The sequence below is a fragment of the Paenibacillus sp. FSL E2-8871 genome (assembly GCF_038000345.1).
In the GTDB taxonomy this organism is placed as follows: domain Bacteria; phylum Bacillota; class Bacilli; order Paenibacillales; family Paenibacillaceae; genus Paenibacillus_AQ.
The window spans coordinates 5,454,544-5,479,783 of the sequence record NZ_JBBOBV010000001.1; the positions used below are offsets into that span (position 1 = coordinate 5,454,544).

The 25,240-nt window shown below is 42.1% G+C and carries 18 protein-coding genes; 15 read left to right on the forward strand and 3 right to left on the reverse strand.

Going from position 1 to position 25,240, the window contains the following annotated elements; translation table 11 throughout:
* Positions 1-180 precede the first annotated feature (180 nt).
* From NYE25_RS24595 to NYE25_RS24605, 3 genes are all read left to right on the forward strand, one after another.
* Positions 181-1,347 carry a DUF4317 domain-containing protein gene (locus NYE25_RS24595; RefSeq protein ID WP_341147053.1) on the forward strand — a complete coding sequence of 389 codons (1,167 nt, stop codon included), beginning with the start codon at positions 181-183 and terminating at the stop codon, positions 1,345-1,347.
* Positions 1,348-1,825: 478 nt separating this feature from the next.
* On the forward strand, positions 1,826-3,742 hold the full coding sequence (locus tag NYE25_RS24600; protein WP_341147054.1) for a hypothetical protein: 1,917 nt from the start codon (positions 1,826-1,828) through the stop codon (positions 3,740-3,742).
* 207 nt (positions 3,743-3,949) lie between these two features.
* A complete protein-coding gene (locus tag NYE25_RS24605) occupies positions 3,950-4,672 on the forward strand; it encodes an MBL fold metallo-hydrolase (protein ID WP_341147055.1) in 723 nt (240 codons plus the stop codon).
* 17 nt (positions 4,673-4,689) lie between these two features.
* On the opposite strand, the gene NYE25_RS24610 is transcribed toward NYE25_RS24605, so the two are convergent.
* The gene (locus tag NYE25_RS24610) at positions 4,690-5,631 is read right to left on the reverse strand and encodes an AraC family transcriptional regulator (protein WP_341147056.1); all 942 of its coding nucleotides are present in this window, start codon (positions 5,629-5,631) and stop codon (positions 4,690-4,692) included.
* Positions 5,632-6,053: 422 nt separating this feature from the next.
* On the opposite strand from NYE25_RS24610, the gene NYE25_RS24615 reads away from it, so the two are divergent.
* From NYE25_RS24615 to NYE25_RS24665, 11 genes are all read left to right on the forward strand, one after another.
* A complete protein-coding gene (locus NYE25_RS24615; RefSeq protein WP_341147057.1) occupies positions 6,054-7,073 on the forward strand; it encodes a glycoside hydrolase family 88/105 protein in 1,020 nt (339 codons plus the stop codon).
* Positions 7,074-7,085: 12 nt separating this feature from the next.
* Entirely contained in the window at positions 7,086-9,248 is a 2,163-nt protein-coding gene (gnpA, locus tag NYE25_RS24620) for a 1,3-beta-galactosyl-N-acetylhexosamine phosphorylase (protein WP_341147058.1), read from the forward strand.
* 175 nt (positions 9,249-9,423) lie between these two features.
* A complete protein-coding gene (locus NYE25_RS24625; protein ID WP_341147059.1) occupies positions 9,424-10,329 on the forward strand; it encodes a GNAT family N-acetyltransferase in 906 nt (301 codons plus the stop codon).
* A 129-nt stretch (positions 10,330-10,458) separates the two neighbouring features.
* Positions 10,459-11,187 carry a LytR/AlgR family response regulator transcription factor gene (locus NYE25_RS24630; protein WP_341147060.1) on the forward strand — a complete coding sequence of 243 codons (729 nt, stop codon included), beginning with the start codon at positions 10,459-10,461 and terminating at the stop codon, positions 11,185-11,187.
* Complete coding sequence (locus NYE25_RS24635; protein ID WP_341147061.1) at positions 11,184-12,461, forward strand: GHKL domain-containing protein; 1,278 nt, start codon at positions 11,184-11,186, stop codon at positions 12,459-12,461. Before NYE25_RS24630 ends, NYE25_RS24635 begins: the two co-directional genes overlap by 4 nt.
* Before the next feature lie 730 nt (positions 12,462-13,191).
* Positions 13,192-13,323 carry a VOC family protein gene (locus NYE25_RS24640; protein WP_341147062.1) on the forward strand — a complete coding sequence of 44 codons (132 nt, stop codon included), beginning with the start codon at positions 13,192-13,194 and terminating at the stop codon, positions 13,321-13,323.
* 37 nt (positions 13,324-13,360) lie between these two features.
* The gene (locus NYE25_RS24645; RefSeq protein ID WP_341147063.1) at positions 13,361-14,233 is read left to right on the forward strand and encodes an aminoglycoside phosphotransferase family protein; all 873 of its coding nucleotides are present in this window, start codon (positions 13,361-13,363) and stop codon (positions 14,231-14,233) included.
* A 170-nt stretch (positions 14,234-14,403) separates the two neighbouring features.
* Positions 14,404-15,960: a glycosyltransferase family 39 protein gene (locus NYE25_RS24650; protein WP_341147064.1), complete on the forward strand. Its 1,557-nt coding sequence runs from the start codon at positions 14,404-14,406 to the stop codon at positions 15,958-15,960.
* A gap of 31 nt (positions 15,961-15,991) precedes the next feature.
* Positions 15,992-16,243: a hypothetical protein gene (locus NYE25_RS24655; RefSeq protein ID WP_341147065.1), complete on the forward strand. Its 252-nt coding sequence runs from the start codon at positions 15,992-15,994 to the stop codon at positions 16,241-16,243.
* Positions 16,244-16,346: 103 nt separating this feature from the next.
* Positions 16,347-17,099 (forward strand): peroxide stress protein YaaA, encoded by a 753-nt coding sequence (gene yaaA, locus NYE25_RS24660; RefSeq protein ID WP_341147066.1) that lies wholly within the window; start codon positions 16,347-16,349, stop codon positions 17,097-17,099.
* Positions 17,100-17,270: 171 nt separating this feature from the next.
* Entirely contained in the window at positions 17,271-20,636 is a 3,366-nt protein-coding gene (locus tag NYE25_RS24665; RefSeq protein ID WP_341147067.1) for a HEAT repeat domain-containing protein, read from the forward strand.
* An 80-nt stretch (positions 20,637-20,716) separates the two neighbouring features.
* On the opposite strand, the gene NYE25_RS24670 is transcribed toward NYE25_RS24665, so the two are convergent.
* Together NYE25_RS24670 and NYE25_RS24675 are read right to left on the reverse strand one after the other, a co-directional pair.
* Complete coding sequence (locus NYE25_RS24670) at positions 20,717-22,492, reverse strand: ABC transporter ATP-binding protein (RefSeq protein ID WP_341147068.1); 1,776 nt, start codon at positions 22,490-22,492, stop codon at positions 20,717-20,719.
* Positions 22,479-24,254: an ABC transporter ATP-binding protein gene (locus NYE25_RS24675; RefSeq protein WP_339268748.1), complete on the reverse strand. Its 1,776-nt coding sequence runs from the start codon at positions 24,252-24,254 to the stop codon at positions 22,479-22,481. Before NYE25_RS24675 ends, NYE25_RS24670 begins: the two co-directional genes overlap by 14 nt.
* Before the next feature lie 274 nt (positions 24,255-24,528).
* Between NYE25_RS24675 and NYE25_RS24680 the strand changes: the two genes are divergently transcribed.
* Positions 24,529-25,230 carry an ABC transporter ATP-binding protein gene (locus tag NYE25_RS24680; protein WP_042184895.1) on the forward strand — a complete coding sequence of 234 codons (702 nt, stop codon included), beginning with the start codon at positions 24,529-24,531 and terminating at the stop codon, positions 25,228-25,230.
* Positions 25,231-25,240 lie beyond the last annotated feature (10 nt).

Here is a 25,240-nt window from a genome sequence, read left to right on the forward strand (position 1 = left end):
ATGAAACATGGTAATAATCAAGAAATCTGGTGACAACAGCGGCCGGAAGTCCAAACATTCACCGCAGTCACGCACTTACCTTAATAGAAAAATTTTAAGTTCAACTAATATAGCGAAGGTTTTTTTTATCCTTTATACTGAAAAGACCAATTTATCTTCCTAGGAGTTGTCTAACGAATCATGATAAAGAAAGAAGTCGCGCATATACGCAAGCAATTTAAGCTGGATCACGATTTAATGAATATTTACGATATTCTCAACGTGTATATTATGAAGGAAAGTAACGAGATCTATCATTGGGAGCGCCTGCCGTTTGGAATGGTGGATAGAGAGAAGCAGGAGCTGTATATGGGCAATTTCAAAAAGCTCTTGACCGGCGAACTGGATCAGAAATTGTTCGAGTTGAAGTTTCAGGGGGAAGCGGAGGAACCAGCGCAGGTGATGCTTCACCAAGCTTTGGTGACAGGGGATCCAGATGAATGGCAGGACCTGATGCTGCTGTTGGTGGACAGAATGATGGCGGATACTCATTATGAACGGGATACGGTGATCACTTTCGTTCGCGGACAGTATTACCGCCCGACCAAAGATAGAAACGATGAAGCCGAGGAAAGTGAGAAAAACGAAATGTTCGCGCATCCGTTTATTCTATGCAGCGTGAATTCCACGGAGAAGCAACGGAAAGCTCTCTTATTTGATTATGTGGAAAGGGAATTCAAGTACAACGTCATTGTAGATCCGATTGTTAAGTTAAGTACACCGGAGCAGGGCTTCTTTTACCCGAGCGTGACGGACAATTATTCCGATGTGAACCGCATTCTGTATTGTACGGGAAAATCGAATTTTCCAGATCCGCATTTCATCGAGCAGGTCTTGAACGCCGAAAGATCCGTGACGGCACTGGAAGAGAGAGCTATTTTCGAAGACATCGTGAAGGAAGTGGCGGGCGAACAACTTGACGCGACCACCATTGCTCAGCTGTACGAGGAAATCCACCAGGTCATTGAAACCAACCAAGATGAAGAAGAACCTCCTAAGCTCGACTATAGAGATGTAGAACGTGTGCTGAAGGTAAGCGGTGTTGAAGACGTGACGATGGAAAAAGTGGAACGTGCGTTTGAAACCATCGTAGACAACAAGCACTATGAGATGAAGGCAAGTAGTGTGATGCCGAAATTCACTACAAAATCGATAAAGATCGAAACAAAGGTAGCTACGATTTCGGTCAGTCCGCAGGATTTGAAATATGTGAAGCAAGTGAATTATCAAGGTAGACGCTGCATTTTGATTGAGGTTGACGAAGATGCTGTGATCGAAGGATTTACACTCACTACAGAAACGCTTTAGACTGCTTCGCCAACGTTATGGGCTATCCCTAAAGTCTTTGATCAAGACTTGGGATAGCCCTTTTTGTATCAAATATGGTACTTAAAGATATAATTGATATATTCTTTTGCACTAGTATTAATTTCTTCATCGCTCGCTTGAAATGAAGTTCCAAGCGTTGTAGCCTTTGAATAGGTTTGCGCGTCATTTGAATCAAACTGATTTTACAGAATTGTTATCAAACTATTAAAAAAAAGTAGGGTTGTTCAAATCCCATGGTATAGCGAATGAAAGCGTTTCTATTAATTTTGCGACCGCTATCCCCGAAAGAAATTGGCATTATTTAGTGCTTGAAGTTCCTCTGATTTGGATATTTTATTTAGTTATTGTTTTATTTCAATAGGATAATGTTACCTTACCGTCACTCTGTCCTATGTTTCTAGGATTATAATAAGTCTGTAATCGACACCAACCTTAAAAGACCATCGGAGGTAACACAATGAAAATAAAGAAAACATTATCCGTTGCATTATGTGTAGCAGCAGTCGCATCTTTCTCTTCCCAAGCAATGGCCAATCCTGTCGCAACGCCAACCAGTTCAACCGTAGCATCATCCACTAATCAAGTTGGACAAAAATTTACACTAGCTGGTGTTAAAACGAACGCCAATACAGTATTGATAGCAACAAGCACGGTTGATCTTGATTTGGATGGCGTGAAGGACACTTTATATCTCATCGGTGACAAAAATGAATCTCCTGATTTCGACAACATTAATCTCATCGTTGTAAACGGCAAAACAAACAAAGTGTTAAACGCAGGGATTAAAGACTTTGGTGGTTTGAACGCGAAAATCAGCTATGTGAGTGATTTCAATAATGACCATGCACTTGATGTGATGATTACCGCTTACTCAGGTGGTAACAAAGGATCTACCAATGCTAGAATCGTAACCTTCAAGAACGAAACACCTTCCATTATTCTGGGCGGGGACTTGAAGATCAAAGGTGAGCGGGCATTGTTCAAAACATTAGAAGCGGTTGACGTAGAGAATGATGGTGTAAGTGACCTACTTGGAATCAGAACCCTCTATGGTGATACTAATGCCGAGGTAAAAGGCTATGAAAAAGTATGGTTTGCGTACAAAAACGGCGAATTCCAAGTTAGCAAAACAGAAACTACTAAAGAAGACCCATTTAAACAACCTGCACTTGGTGAACTGACTGTTGGCCAACCTTTCGCATTGCAAGGTGTTAACACAACAGATAAGACTGTTCTTATCAGAAAACAAGTTAACGATGTTAATAAAGACGGTGTCCAAGATAAAATCTATCTGATCGGTGACAAAGCAGATGAGCTTGGTTATGTAAGCAACATCAACCTGGTTGTTGTCGATGGCAAAACAAACACATTGAAGGATGCAAAAATCAGCGGTTTCGATGGCTTTAAACCAGAAATTCAATGGATTGGTGATTTCAACGGGGACAAAGCAAATGATGTAATGTTTACAGCATTCTCCGGTGGTAACAATGGTACAACAGATGCTTACATATTGTCTTTCACAGGTGATAAGGTACAACCACTTTTGAGTGTAAAACCTGTTGTGGATGGTAAACCAGCATTTTTCAACACTTTAGAGCAAGTAGATCTCAATAAAGATGGTGTATATGATCTGGTGGGGACTAGAAAAATTCGCGGTGACGCAGAAGCTATAGTTCTAGGTGAGGAAAAAACAACATTCACATTCAAAGACGGTGCCTTCAAGGTTGTAGGTACAGAAACCATTAAGTCCGATAGCAAACCAGCGACTACACCATCAACTACAACAAGTGATTTCACCGTTGGCAAACGTTTTGAGCTTAAGGGGATTACAACAACAGCAAAAACAATCCTGCTTGCGAAACAACAAGTGGATGTAACTGGTAATGGTATTGCGGATAATGTCTTACTGATTGGTAACAAGGATGCCGCTAATGGTGGATTGGTTACAGATATCAACATCGTCGTTCTAGAAGGAAAAACTAAAAAAGTGATTAATAGTAATATCAAAGACTTCACGGGTTACCAGCCAAAAATTAACTTCGTTGGAGATTTCAACGGAGATAAATCTAAAGATGTCATGATTACTGTATACTCTGGCGGTAACAACGGCAGCACTAATGCTTACGTAGTATCCTTCAAAGATAGTGGTGTGAAAGTTCTTCTTAACGAGTACGTGAAAGTGAATGGCAAACGTTCACTCTACAATACAATGAAAGCATCTGATGTAGATAAAAATGGAGTCTATGAGATTGTTGCAACAAAAACGATTCATGGTGAAGCTACTTCCGTAATTAAAGGCGAAGAAACCGCTGTTCTTGCTTACAAAAATGGAGCATTTCAAGTTAAATCGACGACTGTAAAGAAATTTAAATAATTTTATAACAGATATCTCATTGAGGGAGTCTCCCGATAGTCATAAAAAGTGGCTACCGGAGGACTCCCTTTTGATTTTTTTGAGTAAGATTGACTATGCTCTTGGTGAGAACACCTAAAACTAAACTCTCCCTTGCTCAATAAGTCTTGCGGATCCATTATTAAATTACAAAATGACCCGCTATTCTAAAGGAGTGAAAACAATCTTATGGAACTGAAAAAAATAAATGAATCTATTTATTACTTAGAAAATGTTAGGGAAACAGACAGACCTGTTTTGGGATATGTTGTAGGTGAGAACTTTTCAATTATGATTGATTGTGGCAATTCAAAATCGCATTTTGATGCCTTTATAAAGGGTTTGGATGATCACAATCTACCACGTCCCAAATATGCTTTGATTACGCACTGGCATTGGGATCATACCTTTGGTATGCATGCTTTTGAGGGGGAAACCATAGTATCTTCAGCAACGAATGAGGTACTAAAGCGATTGAAAGCGTGGAAATGGGATGAAGAGTCCGTTATAAAACGTCTAGGGACAAAAGAAGAAATAGAATTCGCCTATAACTGTATGAAAAAAGAATACGATACGTTCGATAAGATTTCGGTCAGCACAGGATCGATTATTTTCGAGGATTCTTTAACATTGGATTTAGGGGGCATCACTTGCCAAATCCTCAAGGTAGGAGGGCCGCATGAAGCAGACTCTTGTGTTGTATATGTTAAAGAAACGGAGGTTTTATTTGCAGGTGATGCACATAGTGGAGATTATTATCATGGAGAAGGTAAGATTGATCCCATAAAAATGAAGGAATATGTTGAGTTTTTAAAAAATCTTTCATTCACTACGTATATCCCAGGGCACGATGCCCCTATGAGCAAGGAGCAAATCATTCATGTGTTAAGTAGATTTTGTGAAGTGAGGTAAACAGGGACTCCCTTTCCCTATACCCACCCCGTAAACTCCAATATAGATGCTTTTGCAGATTGGGCTTCGGAATGTGCGGCTTTACGCCATTGTTTGGGAGATTCGCCCATAAGCTTAGAGAAGCATCGATTGAAGCTGGAAATGGATTGAAAGCCGACTCGTTCAGAGATGGAGAGGATGGAAGCATCCGTGCTTTTTAACTGCTTGCAGGCCTCTTCAATGCGGGTGCTGTTTAGGAAATCTAGAGGTGCGGTCCCCATGATCTCATGGAATTTTCTGCGAAAATGAGTGGTGCTTAGATGGCACAGATCAGCTAGGTCATTGATGGTAATAGGTATCATGTAGTTTTTAGTGATGTATTCCAGAACCGGAGAGATGACAAAATCACCTTTCAGGTTATGCTCTGTTTCTTGCTCTGCTAAGGGTTCATTCCGGGAATGTATTCTAAGTAGTTCTATATAAAGGGATAATAATAAGCCGTAGGCACTTTCCTGATAGTAAGGATTTTTGTGCTTCAATTCCTCTACAATCGATGTAGCAAGGGTATAAACCTTGGGATGTTCCTCCTTGTTCAAAATACAATTCATCCCCTTGATCGCCCACAAATTTGGCTCGAAGTCACTATAAGCGCTTTTGAATGAATGCTGAAAGAGCTCCTCAGGTGAAAAAAAGATATAAGACCACAGACTGGCTTCTTTTGGAGAACTATATGTTGTATGAGGTAGATACCTAGGGATGAAGGTCACATCTCCGGCTTTAAAGGGTACGGATTCACCTTTGATCTCCATGATGCCGCTATCCGAATGACAAATGCCAATCTCTAAATGGTTATGAAAATGGAGATGTTCACTTTTGATATCGGAAATCTTCCAACGTTCACCGCTTAACAGTAAAATAGGGAAGTTTATCGGCAAGCTGTAGTGGCGGTATTCGATGACGGGTTTCTTTTTTCTGGGCATAATCTCAATACTCCCGTTCTTATTACGTAGGTTGAGTAGATTATAGGTTAACGTTATACCAAATTCAACTATATAAAGAGAATTTGATATTATACAATTTGGGAAAAAAGTGGCGGAGGAGAAGTTTGGAACTGTAGGAGCGTTAGCGTCCGCCTTTGTCTGCAGATTTCCACCGCGAAGAGCGGTATAAAATCAAGAAATCTGCAGACAACAGCGGCCGGAAGTCCAAACATTCTCTGTAGTCACGGCCAATCCCGAAATATAAGAACCACTAGTTAATGGTTGAAATTGCACAGTTTAGTTATGAATATGCTTAGAATCAGACCATTTTACTCCTTACAATAGAGTTAGTAAAGCGTTTACATAGGACGGACAGCTCTCAAGCGCCAATGGGGGCGTGTGCGAAAGAGAGGAGAATCAAGATGCTTCAATTAACTTATGACAGAGAAGAGATTCTAAGCGTTATCGACAAAGTCGTTAGAAAAACAATGACGATGGATTTAACATGGGACTGGCCTTGTGGTGTGGCTTATTATGGGGTATCCAGAGCTTATAAAACGACAGGTAATACAGAGTATTTGGATATGCTTGTCCAGTGGGCAGATGAATATATTGAGCTGGGCCTGCCGGACTGGACGGTAAACACCTGTGCCATGGGGCATATGCTGATTACCTTGTATGAAGAAACAGGCAACCAGAAGTATTGGGATATTGTAATGAGCAAGGTGGATTATCTGCAGAACCATGCGCTTAGATTCGGAGATCATGTGCTGCAGCATACCGTTTCTATTTCGAATGATTTTCCAGAGCAGGCATGGGCAGATACATTGTTTATGGCGGCGTTTTTTCTGCTACGCGTAGGAAGTAAATTAAACGATCAGGAAATGATCCAGGATGCCCTGAATCAATATTACTGGCATATCAAATACCTGCAAGACCCTAGCAGCGGCCTCTGGTACCATGGCTACAATAATGTGAAGCAGGATCATATGTCCGGACTATATTGGGGCAGAGCAAATGCTTGGGGCGCATATACCATGTCGCAAGTCAAAAAGCTTTTGAAAGAATGGTATTTGTATCCGGCGTGTATGGACGTGGAGTGTTCGCTGCGCGATCAATTGGCGGCACTCAAGCTTGTGCAAACGGAGAACGGCTTGTGGCGGACAGTGCTTGATGACGAAGAATCTTATGAAGAAGTATCTGCCTCTTGCGGGATAGCGGCTGCAATGATCAATAACGGCAATCCGCTGCATACCAAATATGTGCAAAAGGCGCTGAAGGGTATCCTAAGCAATATCAGCGAGGATGGACGTGTACTGGGAGTATCGGGCGGAACAGCGGTTATGAAGGACCGGGAAGGCTATCGCAATATTCCAAAAGACTGGATTCAAGGCTGGGGTCAAGGCTTAGCACTCTCTTTTCTGTCCGATATGCTCAAATAGGAGGGATCCAAGTTGTCCAAGCAAACAACGGGGGCCTTTACACTACCGGGCGAATCCGGTTATGAGGCACTGACCTTAGAGTTAGCTGAACGGTGGGGTGCCGATGTCATCCGTGACAGTGACGGCACACAGTTGTCCGATGAGATTATCAACGCAGGATACGGCATTTATTCTACAATCTGTATCATCAGAGATCATAACGAATGGGCATCCCAGAACCCTGATAAGCTACAGCAGAGCTTTTTAATTACTAATCCGAAGGTAGCGGTCGAAGATTATTTATCCATTTATTTGATGGAGGACTTTTTCGCTGAACAATTCCGAGTGAATGATTCCAAAGAGGCGTTTAAGTACTGGCAGGTTTTTGACCGAACTACTGGTGAAGAGGTTCCAAAAGAACAGTGGAATTATGAGCGGGAATCAGGAAATGTAGTCATTACTGGAATTGCGCCTTGGCATAAATACACAGTCAGCTTCATGGTTTACCGGATTTGGGAAGAGATCTCCATGTACAATCACACCACGAATCACTGGGAAAAAGAACATCTAATGCAGATTGATCCCATCTATGTTGAAACGCAAAAGTATTTGCTCCACTTCCTTGAAGATTGGTGCCGTAAGCATAAGGAAACAACGGTGGTTCGGTTTACGTCCCTATTTTATAATTTCGCCTGGATCTGGGGCAGCAATGAGCGCAATCGCCATTTGTTCTCGGACTGGGGTTCATATGATTTTACGGTAAGCTCAAGAGCGCTTGATCTGTTTGCTCAAAAATATGGGTATTCGCTCACGGCCGAGGATTTTGTGAATGGTGGAAAATATCGTGTCAGTCATATCCCGGCGCAGCAGCGCAAACTGGACTGGATGGCATTTATCAATGATTTTGTCATCGAATTTAGTAAGAAATTAATTGATATTGTGCATGGGCACGACAAGCTGGCATATGTCTTCTATGATGACAGTTGGGTTGGCATGGAGCCTTACAATGATCGTTTCGAGGAGTTTGGCTTCGACGGGATGATTAAATGTGTGTTCTCAGGGTTCGAGGCAAGAATGTGTTCAGGTGTAAAAGTAGATACCCATGAGATTCGGCTGCATCCCTACTTGTTTCCGGTTGGTTTAGGTGGTCTGCCTACCTTTATGGAGGGAGGGAACCCTACACTAGATGCCAAAAAATATTGGATCAATATTCGGCGTGCTCTACTCAGAGAGCCTATAGATCGAATTGGATTGGGTGGATATTTGCATCTTGTAGAGCCTTATCCGGATTTTTGTGATTATATCGAAAAGATTGCGGATGAGTTCAGAGTAATTAAAGAGCTGCATCATAAAGGCAAACCGTATCATATTAAGACGAAGGTAGCCATTCTGCACGCTTGGGGCAAATTGAGATCGTGGACCTTGTCTGGGCATTTCCACGAAACGTATATGCATGATTTGATTCATATCAACGAGGCTTTATCCGGATTGCCGATTGAAGTACAGTTCATTGATTTTGAGGATATCCGTCAGGGAATATTAAAAGATTGTGATGTAGTGATCAATGCCGGATCTGCTGGCTCAGCATGGAGTGGTGGAGAACGCTGGAGGGACAACAAGTGTGTGGACTTACTGACAAAGTGGGTGTATGAAGGTGGTACTTTTATAGGCGTGAATCAACCTTCAGCGCTTGAAGGGTATGACAGCTTTTTCAGAATGGCACATGTGCTCGGTGTAGATGAGGATACAGGCTCCAGAGTAGCGCATGGAAAATGGACATATGAAGTGAAGGATGAGCTTGGTGTAGTACCTATTGGGGCTAGCATAACACACAAAAATAACATTTATCTTACTGATGGAGCAGCAGCGGTTGTGACTGAAACGGATGGTCTAATAACACTGTCCACCCATGCTTTCGGTAAAGGAAAGGGGATCTACCTTCCATCTTTCCAATTCAGCTTTGAGAATACAAGATTGCTGCTGAATTTGATTCGTTTGGCGGGTAATGAGTTCACGGAGATCAAGTACATTACGGACAACTTATATACAGAGTGTGCTTATTATCCAGAAAGCAAAATACTCGTGGTCATTAACAATAGCGATCAGCTTCAAAAAACTACGATTCATACGGAATATGGACAGCAAACCTTGGAATTAGATCCGTATGACACGATTATTAGAACGATTGGGGACTAGTAAGATTGAATAAAAAGCTCAAGCTGTGGCTATCCTGCCAACGCTTATGTTCACAATATCCCTCGCAACAATGACTATAACTAAACTCTCCCTTGCTGAGCATGGCCTGCCTCATCCATTATTTAACTAAGAAATGATTTGCAGCGCCATAAAAGATTGGAGACGATGTTTATTCATGAGGGACTTTGTAATCCGAAATCCGAAGGATGAAGATGCGGAGCAAATTGAAAGCATGGATTTTGTTCTAAAAATGCTATATCTGTATCATGGAGATCTGGATAAGCGAAATATGTTCTGTGCAGTGAGTGGCGACGGAGAGGTTCTGGCCGTTGCTCATCTGATGGAGCATGATACTTTTCATGCGGTTGGACATGATGAAGACCCAAACTTCAAACGATATCTTAATTACGAAATTATATTTGCAGAGAACGCCGAGGATGAAGGTATCAAAGCTGCACTGATTGAAGTATTAATCGGACGGGTCAGAGAAATTAAAGCTGGGTATCAAGAGAAGCGCATTATCATGGCTCAATATCTCGACACAGATGATCTCGAAGAGTTGAGCTTCTGTCTAGCGCGTGGATTTACGATTTGCGATACGATTGTCGTGTATAAATTTGACTTGAGTAGGGAGATTCCTAAGTATCCTTTACCAGAAGGGGTTCTGGTGAAGCCAACTGCACTGAACAATAGTGAAGCTCAGGAACAATATCGTCATGCTGAACTCGCAGCCTTTGACGGTGTGGCGTGGAGTCTGAACCATTTGGGGTGGATGCAGGGATCTCCCGAAATCGTTAATTTCTGCGCGTTTCATGGCGATCAATTGATCGGCAACACCTCAACCTGGAGAATCACCGACGAGAGAAGTGCAACGGAGAATGTATTCGTCATTCCTGAATGGCAGAAAAAAGGTGTCGCTCGTAACATCATCTGCACCGCACTGAATTATCTAAAGCAGCAGGGCAAAATAATCGCTACTTTGGGCACGCATGGAGATAATAGGAAAGCTATTCGATTATATACTCAGATCGGGTATGAGTTGTGCGGTTCAAGATTTACCGTTGGCTATGAAATCGATTAATAAGCATTTACTAGACGACTTCGGTCGTCTTTTTTATTTACAAGGACTACTGATCTTCTTTATTGAATTATTACTAATAAGGTATTATTTTCAAAATAATATGTTTATTTGAAAAGGGAGTTTAGAGGAATGATTAGAATCTGCATTTGTGATGACGAGCAATTACATAGTTCCAAGTTAGAGAAGATTATTATAGATAGTGCAGGTTTGTATCAAAACATAGAGCTAGATATAGACATTTATGAATCCGGAAAATCATTGTTGAATGCTTTAAAAGCTAGAAACGAAGAGTATCAAATATTATTCTTAGATATTGAAATGGGGATTTTAAATGGAATCGAGGTCGCTAGGGAAATTAGAAAAATAGATAAAAATATGATTATCATTTACGTTACCAGCTATGACAATTACACCATGGAAAGCTTTGAAGTTTCTCCTTTTCGATACATACTAAAACCAATACAAGAAGAGCAAATAAGTAAAGTATTACTCCACGCAATTGATGAGGTTAAAAGGAATAACCAGTATTTATTCTTCAAAACTCAAAATCTTAACTATCAAATCAAAAGTGAGACGATTCTATCCATTTCATCTGAGAAAGGTAGGATTATACATGTTGTAACCGTTGATGACGAGTTTTCATTTTATGGCACGATAAAAGAGATTGAAGAAATGCTTGATCCCTTGTCCTTTATAAAAGTAAATCAAGGCACCATTTTAAATCTAAATTATGTACATATTGTTTCGGGAACCGATATTATTCTCACCAATAAAGAAAATTTCGCAATTAGTAGAGGTCAGAGAAAGGTAGTTAAAGATGCTTATAACAACTTCATAAAAAGGAGGATTGGCTATTGAGAAATATTGAGGTTATTAGCATTGGAGTTCTAGCTATTCTCTATACGCTTGTTCAGGTAACATCGATCTCTATTTATTTCAATGGATTTCTTAACCTCAGAATTTCAAAGTATAAATTTTATTCCTTAACATTTCTCGCTATGGGAGTAATAAAATTATTGTCTAGTGATACAAACTCTATGGTTAAGTTGTTTTTATTTGTTGTTCTTTTGAGTATCTGTATACTGTATTCGTTCTACGGATCAATGGCTCAAAGGATCTACCACATTATCTTTTTTACGCTGATCACTACACTTGCAGACTTGGCGTTGTCTATTATTACATATAATTATGATCAAAAATTTGAAGGTCAGTTATTCATTATGCTAGTCGTATATTTTAGTGCAAACTTTTTATCGTTGTTAATTGTGATGTTGTCGGCAAAGCTGTTACTCTATTTTAGATCTGATAATGAGATAGGATTAAGTAATAAGGAATGTTTGTTATTAAGTATAGTGCCTTGTCTATCCTTATTGAGTATATATTGGATTTTTCAGTATAAAGATATCAATCAATTCGTTCCATGTGTTTTTTTGTTAATTGTGAATGTGTGCATTATGCTGATTTACAATAGTTTAGAAGGGAAAAATTTTCTTATACATAAGTACTCCATAATGGAGACACAAAATAAATATTACGAAGAGAGCTTAGAGAATCAAAGGGAAATGTCTAAGCTAAAACATGATCTGAAAAATATTTTATTAAATATAGCCTATGGATTGGAGAGGGATAGAACAGACGAGGTAAAAGAGGAGCTACAGGAGTTATTAAAAACCAATGTATTCTCATATAGATTATTAACCGGGTGTATACCCATCGATGCCATTCTTCATAGTAAGCTAGAACAAACCAAGAAGTATAATATAGAATGCACTTTAGACCTCCAAGTTCCTCATGATTTATTTATAGAACATACCATTGATCTAGCGGCCATTTTAGGGAATCTTTTAGATAATGCAGTAGAAGCAGTGCTTAGATTAACAGAAGAAATAAAAAAGGAAATTGAAATCAAAATAAAATTTAGTGAGGATAAATTATTCATAATCATTGTAAATTCGTCGAATCATGTGAATGTGGATTTCTCCTATGGGCGATTAATTTCTGAAAAAGGGAAAAATAGGTACGGCATTGGAATCAGCAGCATCAATGAACGAGTCAAAAAGTTAAAAGGATACTCAGACTTTTCGTACGATGAGGGCTATTTTAATTCAATCGTAGTCTTACCAAATCCATAAAATAAAAAAAAGGCGACTTTCCATTCAAAAGAATGAGAAATCGCTTTTTTATTTTGCAGATTACAACGAGTATTGTGCGGATTACAACGAACATCAAAAAACAAAAAAAATTTGGTTTATGATTTCAATGTAGGTTATCAAGGGCACGAATATTCCAAAGTACAAAAGAAAAGTGAAATAGGGGGGAGCAAAGAGTCGCCATTGCGCGGGCTTTCATTATGCAAACTGTATCCATTTCTTTTTTGGGACATGTGAATTCTAAATCAAATAGGAAAGGAGGGAGAACGTTATGATTCCATTAGTTGTATTAGTGGTTGTATTTGCTTTATTGACTATAACGCTATCATGTCTATGGCTCTACAATGATTGTTTGTATCGAGGAATAAATCCTTGGATTTGGGTATTCTTAATGATTGCGACCACTCCCATATTGGGATTCATTTTATATTCTCTTATTGGAAAAAGAGGAATATCAATTACGGGTAAGCCTAGGAAGAATAAGTATATAGGATCCGCGGTTTTTATTACCATACTGTTGCTTATCTTTTCAAGTATCGGATTAGCATTTTATTCAGTGACATAGATAGAGAAGTTAGATTCAAGCTGACAGTGCTCTGTAGAGTTTCTACAGAGCTTTTTATTATTGTTGTAATTCATTTCAATATTTTACCGCCTATGCTACTATATCTACGATCATAAAAGGAATAATTTAGAATATTGGGTGGATTTCATGGAAATCGGTGCTGTAACTTTGATTGTAAAAGACATGGAAAAGATGGCCATATTCTATCGGGACGTCATGAATATGGTTATAGAATGGGATGGTGGCATTGAGATCGTAGCTGATATTCCACAAGAATAATTGGATATATACAATCACCCGAAAGGAAGAATTGCTCTTGAGAACCCCTATAACTAATGTAAACTGGCTTGAACACCATGAAATCATGGATGAGCTACTCTATCATGAAGCCAGCTTAACCACGCATCCGATGGATGATGGCTTTGAAGCTGAGGTTCTAAAGATCAATCTAGATCAGGAAAGCTATGTCTTGAAAACATGGAGTAAGAGCTCCAAACCAGATGTTCAGTTTCAATATCGTTTATTGGATGTCCTGTCCGAACGAGGGGTAGCCGTCTCTAAACCAGTGGGTTGGGGAATCAATCCGGACGGGAATAAGGTGTTGTTAACAAGCTTTGACGGAACGCCAATTCATAAAGTGAATAATAAGACAATGAAGGAGCTCGCGAGCATTTTAGCCAGAATTCATCAAATAGATATCGCTGAGCTGGAACATATACAACTACCTAAGTACGATTTCATCGACTACTTTTTTCCTGAAGTGAGAGAGCATACAGACCTTAATCAAGCTCTGATTTCTCTAGTGGAGCAAACTCCAATGAGACAAGATCGTATCATTCATGGAGATTTTCATTTAGGAAATATAGTAGAGGAACAACAGCGATTTACCGTCATCGATTGGACGAACGGCCAGTTGGGAGACCCTCGATATGATTTTGAATGGTCACTTATTCTGCTGAAAATCCACATCTCCGAGCGTTACGCTGATATGTTCCGTTCTGCTTATCTATTGGAGAATTTTATGGAGCTGGAAGAGCTTGAGGTGTTCGAAGCATGGGCTTGTCTAAGATGGATCTTACTGAATAGACGAGGCAGTACACCTAAAGGACCTAATGTAACGAAGAGGGTAAAGAGCATACTGGGCAGTAATCGCTTCATGAAAGATTTGGATTTCCAAGGGTTTAAATGAACTTCATCTTAAAAAAAATTACAATACAGACCGCAACCCTTTGCGAGGGAGGCGGTCTATTTACGTTTGTTCGCTGCTTTCATTCAATATTCAGTTTGGGTGTTTATAATGCTTTTTATGAATCGGGGGATGTGCTTGTATAGACTTCTACTGTGAAAAGGAGGTTTTCCATGGTAAGGGCAATTCAAAAAACATTGTATCTCATACTGGCATGCTTCATAGGACTGTTTATCGCTTCCTCCTTTTTTATCCGAGCGAAATATAATTATTTCGTATATGGGGACACACCAGTTTTGGAGAAGCAACAGCTCGGCCTTTTTATTCTAGGGATTGTGGTGGTGCTGGCGTTAAGCGTTATTTTGTATAAAATATGCCTGAAGCTTAATCAGTACAGTTGGAAAATCGTCATTCCAGTCATATTGCTATGTTCTTTTGCCATTCAGCTCGTGATCATTTTTCTGTTTCCTCGCTTGCCGACGGATGATTCGCAGACGGTGCTTTCACTGGCACTCGATATGATGTACAGGAATGATTATTCATCTTTTGACACGACGGGTTATCTGCATATGTTCCCGTTTAATTTCTCGATTGTTGTGTACTTAAAGACGTTGCTACAGTTATTTCCGGATAATTATCTGGTAATCAAAATATTCAATATTCTATTTACACTCTTAACCTCGTTAATGATTTACCTGCTGTATAAAGAGCTCAAGGGTAAGTCTGAGGATCATGATTATGGCATTCTCGTGTTTGCCGCTACCTATATCCCTTCTTTGTTTATGAGTAATTTAATTTATAACGATGTGATCGCGACTGCCTTTTTGACAAGTGCTTTATATTTTGCTGTGAAATTTATCAAAAGAAAGTCCTTAAAGGATATTGTCTTCGCAGCCATCTTTCTGGCAGTCGGGAACTATTTCCGAAGTATCGGTGTTATTTTTCTGATTGCTGTGGTAGTCAGTCTTTTGTTCAACTTGCGTGCGATCGGGGTAAAAAAAGCTCTGAGCGCGTTGTTTATTACGGCTTTAATGTTTAATGTTCCAGGCTGGACGCAAAATGCTGTGCTGCAGGCGACGAATGTCGTAGATGAACCAATTAACGAAAATTCCGCACCGGTCTATATGTGGCTGAATATGGGGATCAATCTGGAGACGTTTGGATTCTGGGATAACTGGCAGAGCTATACGATCTACCAGCAGGATGCCAATTATAATAAGGAAGAAAGTACGCAGCTATTTAAAGAGGAAATCAGCCATAAACTCTCCGAGGCGAGCCTAAGCGACGTAGTGAAAATGTATTATAAAAAAATCGTTTGGACCTGGACAGAAGGAACATACCAGATGGAACGATATGGACTTGGGAATGATGGATCATCCAGTAACGGTGGAAGAATGGGCTTTGTCATGGACCGTTATAGCTACACTAATGCTGCTACGGATCTATTTAAGGGGGATTCGAGCTACCGAAGCGGGCTACTGTGGTTGCTGTATGTCCTGAATTTTTTGATGTATGTTTTTATACTCGTTCGCTTAATCGGTGGAATAAGAGCCAAAAGGTATGAGGAAACCTCTGTGATTCTTGTGGTGCTGGGCTTTATCGGTTTCTATCTACTATGGGAGATTAAGTCCCGGTATATTTATCCGGTATATCCGCTGCTGATCGTGTTATCCTACATGGGTTTTAAAGATATATATGAGTATATGTTAAAAAGATATTTTCCACGTTGACCATTTTTGCTCGGAAAGAGGGGGTTCAAAGATGCGGATCAAGCGATATCTCGCTTTGCTCATAGTAGTGCTTAGTTGTTCCATGGTGCTCGTCTCCTGTGACGCCATCACCGCTCAGAAGATATCAAGTACAGATCCTGGTTCAAGGGTGAACGGGGGACAGGGCTTTAACGGTGGCCGGGGTAAAGATGGAGGGAGCTCTCCCGGCATGAATGGTGGGACAAGAAGAAACGGCAACCAAGGTACAGATGGAGGAGTTAGCGGGCAAAGTGGGCGACAGTGAACAAATTTCATGAACTTGCCCCAAGCCTACGAAGATTAAGTGTGATAGGATAAGATTACATTTAAATTCCCCGCAGGGGTAAGAAAAGAGAAAAGGGAGCAACATGAGAATCATTATATCGCCTGCCAAGAAGATGAAGATGGATACGGATTTTATGGATTGCCGCCAGATGCCGCAATTCATAAGCGAGTCACAGACTCTTCTGGCCTTATTACAAAAGTTGAATTATGAAGAAGCCAAATCACTATGGAAATGCAATGATGCCATCGCCACGCTAAATGTGGAACGGATTCGGGATATGGATGTAACACGGAATCTTACACCGGCTATCTTTTCCTATGAAGGCATCCAGTACCAGTACATGGCACCCGGGGTTCTTCAAATGGAGGAGCTGGAATATCTTCAGCAGCATTTGCGGATATTGTCCGGGTTCTATGGAATCGTCCGGCCGTTTGACGGCGTTGTTCCGTACAGACTGGAGATGCAGGCTAAGCTTAGCGGACCAGGTTTCAAGTCTATCTATGAGTTCTGGAACAGGAAGCTGGCAGATCAGCTATTTTCGGAGAGTGACATCATTCTGAATCTGGCCTCCAAGGAATATAGCAAGTGCATCTCCCCGTATGTTGGCGGAAACGTTCGAATGATTAGCTGTGTATTCGGGCAGGAAATCGGCGGTAAGATCGTTGAGAGAGCGACCCTGGTCAAGATGGCCAGAGGTGAAATGGTACGCTTCATGGCTGAGCGGCAAATCACCTGTGTGGAGGATATCAAAGGCTTCGACGGGTTTGATTTCAGCTTTGCTGATGAGCTGTCGGATGAGAGTACGTATGTGTTTATACAAAAAAAGAATGAATAGAGTTAGTAGTACTACGGGTAATCTTGGAGGCGGTTGAACAACCAGCTTCAGGGTTACCTTTATTTTTGGTCAACGAAACCAGATGGGAAATTCTAGTTTTTTAAAGGGGATAGATTGCAGTATAGAGAATAAAGTTCGGATGGAATAAGAACAGGTGAAAGAGGAGGGCTTATGATTTTTAAAAGAGATCCATTGGACAAACAGAGCTTACTTAAAGAATTGGATTCACTAGGCTATTCAGACAGAGTCAAAAAAGTAGCAATATTAGGCCGTGATCATCTTGGATCTGTCCAGTACTCCCAATTACTAGCTTCCTTGCTGGAGGATGGTGTTTATGAAGCACGTCTTGCCTTAATCGGTGCCATTGCAACACATGATGCCCCTATTATTCTGTCAGCCCTGCGGCATCCCATGGCAAGTATCAGAAATACGGCTGCGGGTCTTTTGGCAAAGGTGGCTTCAGATGCTGATATTGAACGTGAGCTCCCCCATTTATCATATGATTGCCGCCGTAAGCTGCTGCACAGTATTTCACAGATTAACCGTCAGGAATTGGCGGAACGTTTATTGCCTGTGGTGTACGACCGGTGGGGAGCGGAGGAGGCAGCGATTATACTGCAGGCCTGTTACTCGGAAACAGTTAGTAAGTGGCTTACTGATATAGGATATGCCATAAAAGACTGGAAGAAACTAGCCAGCAGGCATCTTGACGTAGTAGCGGAATACTTTGAAACAACGCTGGGAAGCACACCACCCAGGGAAAAAGGATATGTCTGGTGGAGGTTCTCATCTGCTATGGAGATCCTATGCAATCTGAAGGCGGATCTGGTACTTGCGTGTGCGATGAATCATGGACCCGAGGGTGTCATACATCCTGCGTTAAAGGAACAACTTGGTACACTTGTACGCCAAAATCCGAATAAGGTGTATCAGCTGCTGACTCGAACGGAGTCGCGGAGCGATCTGATTTCTTATGGTGTGCCTGAAGGGGTTCTAAAAAGAAAAAAATATTTATCCATGGAGCAATGGATTGAGATAGCGAAATTACTCGCAGATCACCCGATGCATTTAGCGAAGTTGCTGCATAATATTGCACCTTCCAACCGCCAAGTGATTTTTGATGCCGTGTATGAAGAAGATAAACGCCAAGACCGTGTTTTTCCGGAAAGATTACTTTATGTATTACCGCATGCCTTGCGTGACAAGGAAGCCACCCGGATGCTTGGCCTTCGTGAAATCAATGATGACCGGGAGAGAACAATCAGACTCACCGCTTGCCGTTCTATTCTTCATTCAAGAGAGGGGCTTGAACAAGCAACAAAGGTATCCAGTTCAGAAGAACGTTCCACGGCGCTTATGCAACTGATCAGAAGTACGGTTCTGTCGAGACAGGGTATGCATGAGACTTTGGTATTTTTGGGCCGGATTAGGAATGAGCAAGATCCTGTTCGAGGTTTTGTGTTTAAGGAGCTTTCAGAAAGTCCTGCATCTGTGTTCACCGATGCCCATGTACAAGAACTTACTATGCTTGTTGATAGTGTTATAGATGCCAGAGATACTTCATATGGTACGAAGTTTTCCGTTCAACAACTGGCATTTGCTATTCTCCGGCATAACGCACTAAATCCTCACAGTGAGTTGTTCAAATTCTCTTTAAATACGATCCGGAAACTGGCCCAGCAGAACGGACAGCTTTCACTTCCATCATTGGAGAAGAATTTACCACAGGGAGTAGAAGAGGTTATCTTTGATGAAATCTATACATTAGCTGTACAGGGCAACAAAAGAGAAGACTACAATCTGGTGCTTAGCCTGGCTAGCTCATTTGGTAAAAGAGGTTACGGCATCATAAAACTTCAGAATCTGTTAAAGGAAGCAACGAGGGCAAAGGCAGATTCTACAGCCATACAAGCGGCCAGATACTGGCTTGCGCCTCGTACAACACGTGATGCCAGAGTTAAGGAATTATTAGCTTTGGATAAATCGTATATTACGATCCATGAAGTATTCCAGCATCTCCATCTAAAACGTCAAGAATGGCTAGATCCCTTTATTTCGGGGGCTGCCATTAAAGGTAAATTTTTATCAGGTAAAACGATCTATCTTGTGCCAGCTACGAACGGATTCAACAGGTGGCTACCGCGCCAGCAGCAAGCATTAAGTTCCTTATTAGAACAAATCGCCTTCGATGCTAAGCGTAACCATTCGGAGCGTTCGAGAGTTATTAAGATCATGGCAAGCATGCCTGATCTCGGTTCGGATAGGTTACTTGGGCTTATGCAGGATAAGGAAGTAACTGTAGTAGAAGCTGCACTTCATGCCCTTTCACTCATGGAAGAACCGGAGAAGGCACTTTCCGTTCTGCTGGAGAATCTGGATGGGGACCGGGCCCGTGTAGCCATGTACTCGATACCCAGATGCATCCGTAGAGTGAATCCGGTACTACTGGTTTCCATGCTGAAAGAGCTGCTTAATCGGGATAAGCTGAAGATCACTGTCAGAAAAGAGGCCATCCGCTTACTGGGTGCCTATAGAAGCGATAACAGCATTCCGCTATTGATGAACGAGTTGGAGAAACCAAATGCACACAAGGATGTAATCATTGCCATAGGGCATGCTGCAAAACAGCTTTTAGATGATGAGCGCGCTTGGGAGATTTTAAGTGCAATGGCTGCTTCATCAGAAAGTGATATCGCAAGAAGCTTGTTATCCCAACAGCCTAATGATCTTCCGCTAGACTATAGACTTCGCTATTTAAAATTAATCATTGAAATCGGAAATCATCCGGATGGGTTTGTCGGCAAGTATGCTTTCAGTTCTATGATGTGGTGGACCAATGGAAATGAAGGCATTGTTGCAGCTGCCACCGCTCAGGCTATTATGGATTTGGAAGACAGCAACAGATGGGAATTTGCCATGAACACGCTAATACAAACCTGCCGCGATGGTAAGATCAATGAGGTTGTAATCGGCGTTTGTCAGAAATTAGCTAGTGCGGCGATAAGGGATGAATGGAATGCAACTACCAGTAGAGATTTGCCTCATCGGCAACGTCTCCTGAAACTTATCAACCAGCTGAACGCTTTGCCAACAATCACCCGGGTGCACCTTAAACCTTTGTATACGGGATTGATTGAGTGTCTAACATCGGATGAGACTTTACAGCAAGTTGTGATGAAGCTGTATATAGCAGTAATAGACTGGAATAATGTGCAGGAATCCGCCGCTTATCTGAATCAGATGGTTAACTGTATTTCAAATCAGCCGCAGCTGTTGAGCGACGCCTACAAGCAGGTTGCTTATAATTTAAAAGACAGCACAGGCTACTGGAGTCCGGAGACCTTATTGGAAATTGTAGATGTGCTAGGGTCTGAGGGGAGTTACGAATCTCAGTATATTGGACTTTCGTTGCTTGAGGTTGCCGGAAGTGCTCTACTCTGGAGTCCAGAGCCTGCAGAGCGTTTGAGGGTGTACAGAAATCATACGAATATTGCGGTTCGCTCACTTGCGCTAAATATTTGGACGGTGATAGATTAGTTTTCATAGTTTTAATAAAATATAAACACCAAAAAAGCTCAGGCTACAATTCGGCCTGAGCTTTTTTGGTGTTTATTCAATTAAGCTTCCATCTTCTGCGCTGTATAAAGGCGGTGGTAAAGACCTTTTTGTGCGATAAGCTCATCATGTGAGCCGCTTTCAGCGATGCCTTTGTTAGACACATACATAATGCGGTCGCAGTTTTTTACGGTGGACAGGCGGTGCGCGATAATGAATGAGGTACGTCCTTTAAGGAGCTCATTCAGACCTTTTTGCAGCAAACGCTCAGTCTTCGCATCGATCGATGAAGTGGCTTCATCTAATATGAGAATTCTCGGATCAGCCAAAAGCGTTCTTGCGAACGAGATGAGCTGCCGCTGTCCCTGAGACAGCTTGGAGCCACGCTCGTTGACCTCTGTCATGTAGCCTTGATCGAATTCACGGATGAATTCGTCGGCGCACACGGCTTTCGCCGCAGCAATCACTTCTTCCTCGGTGGCATCGAGTTTACCGTAACGAATATTGTCCAAGATCGTACCGGAGAAGATGAAGCTGTCTTGAAGCATAATCCCCATCTGGCTGCGCAGGGACTTCAGCGTAACCTGCGAGATATCCTGATCGTCGATAAGAATCTTACCGCTAGAAATATTATAGAAGCGCGAGATCAGATTGACGACTGTAGTTTTGCCTGCACCTGTTGGTCCCACTAGAGCGATGCTTTCTCCCGCTTTGATCTTAAAGGAGATATTCTCCAGAATATTGAGTCCTGGGTCATAGGCAAAGGTCACATCGTCGAAAGTGACATGACCCTCTACAGGTCTTAGTGTCTTCGCATCTGGAATATCACTGACGGTAACGGGCTCATCCAGCGTCTCGAAGATACGCTCAAGATAGGCAACGGCGTTGATGAAGTTATTGTACAGGTTCGAAAGATTCAGAATCGGCTGCCAGAAGCGGGCAGCGTAGCTGCTCATTGCCAGAATGACACCGAGGGTCATGTCTTGTGGACTCAGTGTTAGTAGGCCTACAAGGAAAATCAATGAAGTAACGATCGTCGACAAGTTGTCTACGGAGAACGGAATAAGTAAGTTGTAACGTTGAGCCTTCATCCATTCTGTACGGAAACTACCCGCGAGACGTGTGAAGATTCCTTCGTTGCGTTGTTCCCGGGAGAACATTTGCGTCACACCAATACCGCTGATACTTTCTTGCAAATAGGCGTTCAGGTTGGAGCTTTTATTGGATACTGCTTGCCAAGCCCGGCGTTGCCGAGTTTTGATCAGCATCATGATGACAAAGAATACTGGCAGCCCTGCAAGGATGACAAATGATAGACGTACGTCAACAGCGAACATGAAGGCTGCGATAAAGAGCAAATTCACGATTTCTAGAATAAAATTGATAATACCGTTGGATAACACATCTGAAACGGCGTTAACGTAGTTTACGACCCGGATGAGAATCTTGCCCTGTGGACGGTCGTCATAATACTTGAAGGGCAACTCTTGCAGATGCTTAAACAAATCTGTACGGATGTCAAAAATAATATCCTGCCCAACACTCGTCATGATACGTGAACGAATGGTAGCCAGATAAACGCTGACCACAATGGTCAGAAGCATCAGTCCAGCCCAGCCCAGTAGCGCAAGCTTCGCTTTTGCCGGAATGGTCACGTCGATCACATGCTGCATGATCAGTGGAGCTGATAGTGAAATGGCCGCTGAAAGTGCACTGAGGATAAATGCAACAATCATTGGCGTTTTCTTTCGTTTGATGTATACCATCGCACGCCGGAAGTGTTTTATATTAAACGGCGATTCCAGATTCTCATCGACGTCGAATTTATTCCTTGCCACTTGCGGTCACCTGCCTTCCAATACCCTCGTTCTGCAGTTTAAACACATCGTAGTAGTAGCCTCGTTTCGCTAGCAGTTCGGCGTGGGTGCCTTCCTCAACCAGCTTCCCGTTATCCAGAATGAGAATACGGTCAGCCTGCGCGGTCGTAGATACACGCTGCGCGATAATAATCTTCGTGCAAGGATAATCCAGCTCGCGTAGACTTTTCTGAATATGCTCCTCCGTCTCAAGATCGACAGCAGAGGTCGTATCATCCAGAATGAGGATCGGACGGCGAACTGCCAAAGCACGTGCTAAAGCGATACGCTGTTTTTGACCTCCAGATAAGCCGACTCCTCGTTCTCCGACAACGGTATCATAACCTTCAGGCATTTTGGTAATGAAGTCATGTGCGGCTGCGAGCTCGGCAAAGCTTATCGCATCTTCTTCCGGAAGATCAGGATCACCGTAGGCGATGTTTCCATCGATAGTATCAGAGAACAAGAGCACATCTTGGGTCGCCATGCCGATATTATCGCGCAGCTCATCGAGCTCCAGCTTTCGGACATCAACGCCGTCGACGAGTACACGTCCTTCGGCTACGTCATAGAAGCGAGGAATCAGGTTGATGATTGTTGTTTTGCCTGATCCGGTCGAGCCCATGATTGCTATGGTCTCACCAGGTTCTACGGTAAAGCTAACATCGTCAAGTACGATAGCGCTGTCATATTTGAAGCGAACATGATCGAACTCAATACGGCCTTCGTAACGGCGTTTGTCAGTAGACTTATGCTCGTTTACGATATTAGGCTTTGCGTAATAGATATCAATGATTTTGGACAAGCTCGCAAAAAAGCGCTGAATGTCGTTGATAATAATACCAATGTTGCGCATAGGGTTGGATATAGCCCAGATCAGTGAAGAGAAAGCTGTAAATTCACCGAAGGTGATCCGGCCGTTCATCAGGAACAAACCACCTGCCAGCATTAGAATGACGTTGAAGCCCTGAGCGAAGGATTCCAGAAAAGGAAAGTAATCAAGCCATACAAGAGCGGCCTTTTTGTTCGCTGTAGAGTAATTGACATTCTTCTCCGTAAATTTTTGAACTTCGAACTCTTCGCGGGCAAAAGCCTTAACCACACGGTTGCCTGAAATATTCTCCTGAGTAGTCGTGTTAAGCTGGGACAGCCGCTCACGCAGGTCAATATACATAGGACGGACGCGTTTAGCGAATATGTAAGCCACGATAAAAATGGGCGGTGACAGGATTAGCATCCACAGCGTTAGCTGAGCATCTATAGTGAAAAAATAGATAACAGCAGCAATGAAGATCGTTAGCGATTCAATGATCGTTTTGAAAATCCATGCCATCGAGTGCCGAACCATGTCCAGATCCCCGGTCATCTTGGTCATGAGATCACCGGTACGGTTACGGTCGTAATATTCTCTGTCCTGTCCTTGAATCTTGTTGTACAAAAAAATACGGATATTGTACATCATGTTTTGCGAGGATCTTTCGTACTGCATGGTTGTAATATAAGCAAGTCCTGTGCGCAGTAGAGAAAATCCAATCATGCCCAGACAGAGCATAATCAATAATTGCCGTTCTTGTGTAAGATTCTGCAGCGCATTGTCACCTGCTATAAACGTATCGACAATGCGCTGACTGATGTAAGGGTTTACAATCGTAAGACTTGAACCCACTACTGAGAGGCAGAGCGCTAGAATGTACCGTGTCCGGTTGCCCTCTAAATTCTGCCATAGCCATTTCAGTTCGAACATCTGATCACCTGTTTCTGATTGTTCTTGTTCTTTCACTCTTGCCTGAAAAGAGTGAATAAAACAAAGTGATTATAACATTATCAATTGACTAAGTATCGTTTACGGTAAAATTTCCTTGTTACATTATTGTTACAAAAAAATGAACTTATTAATGATGTGAATTTATCCTTGAGTAATGAGGGTTTGCCATTCGGGCTTGGGCGTTCTAATTATGATAAACTGAAACAATGTAAAGTGATTAGGCTTGGTTTGGATAGAGACAGGAGGATGGAAAATGAGCTTTGTTGCTGTCAAAAATGAGTACAAGCGTTACAAAATGGGTGAAAGTGTGATTGTTGCCAACGACGGAATTGATTTTGAGATAAATAAAGGTGAGTTTGCAGTGATTGTCGGCCCCAGCGGTGCGGGTAAATCGACGGTGCTTAATATTCTTGGCGGGATGGATTCTGCTGACGAAGGCCAGGTCATTGTGGACGGTACGGACATTGCCAAGTTCAGTGCCAAGGAGTTGACGGGCTACCGCCGCAATGACGTGGGTTTTGTGTTCCAGTTCTATAACTTAGTGCCGAATCTTACCACACTGGAGAATGTTGAGCTTGCTTCTCAGATTTCCCCGCGTGCACTAGATGCGCGTAAGGTGCTGGAGGATGTGGGATTAGGTGCACGGCTGGATAATTTTCCGGCTCAGCTGTCTGGTGGCGAGCAGCAACGTGTCGCTATCGCCAGAGCGCTAGCTAAACAGCCGAAGCTGCTCCTCTGCGATGAGCCAACTGGTGCGCTAGATTACAATACTGGTAAGCAAGTGCTTAAGCTGCTTCAGGATACCTGCCGTAACACAGGCACTACGGTCATCGTAATCACGCATAATTTGGCGATTGCGCCAATGGCAGACCGGGTTATTGAGATTAACAATGCTAAGGTACGGAAGATGGTAACCAATCCTTCGCCAGTATCCGTTGAAGATATCGAATGGTAAGGAGAAGGCA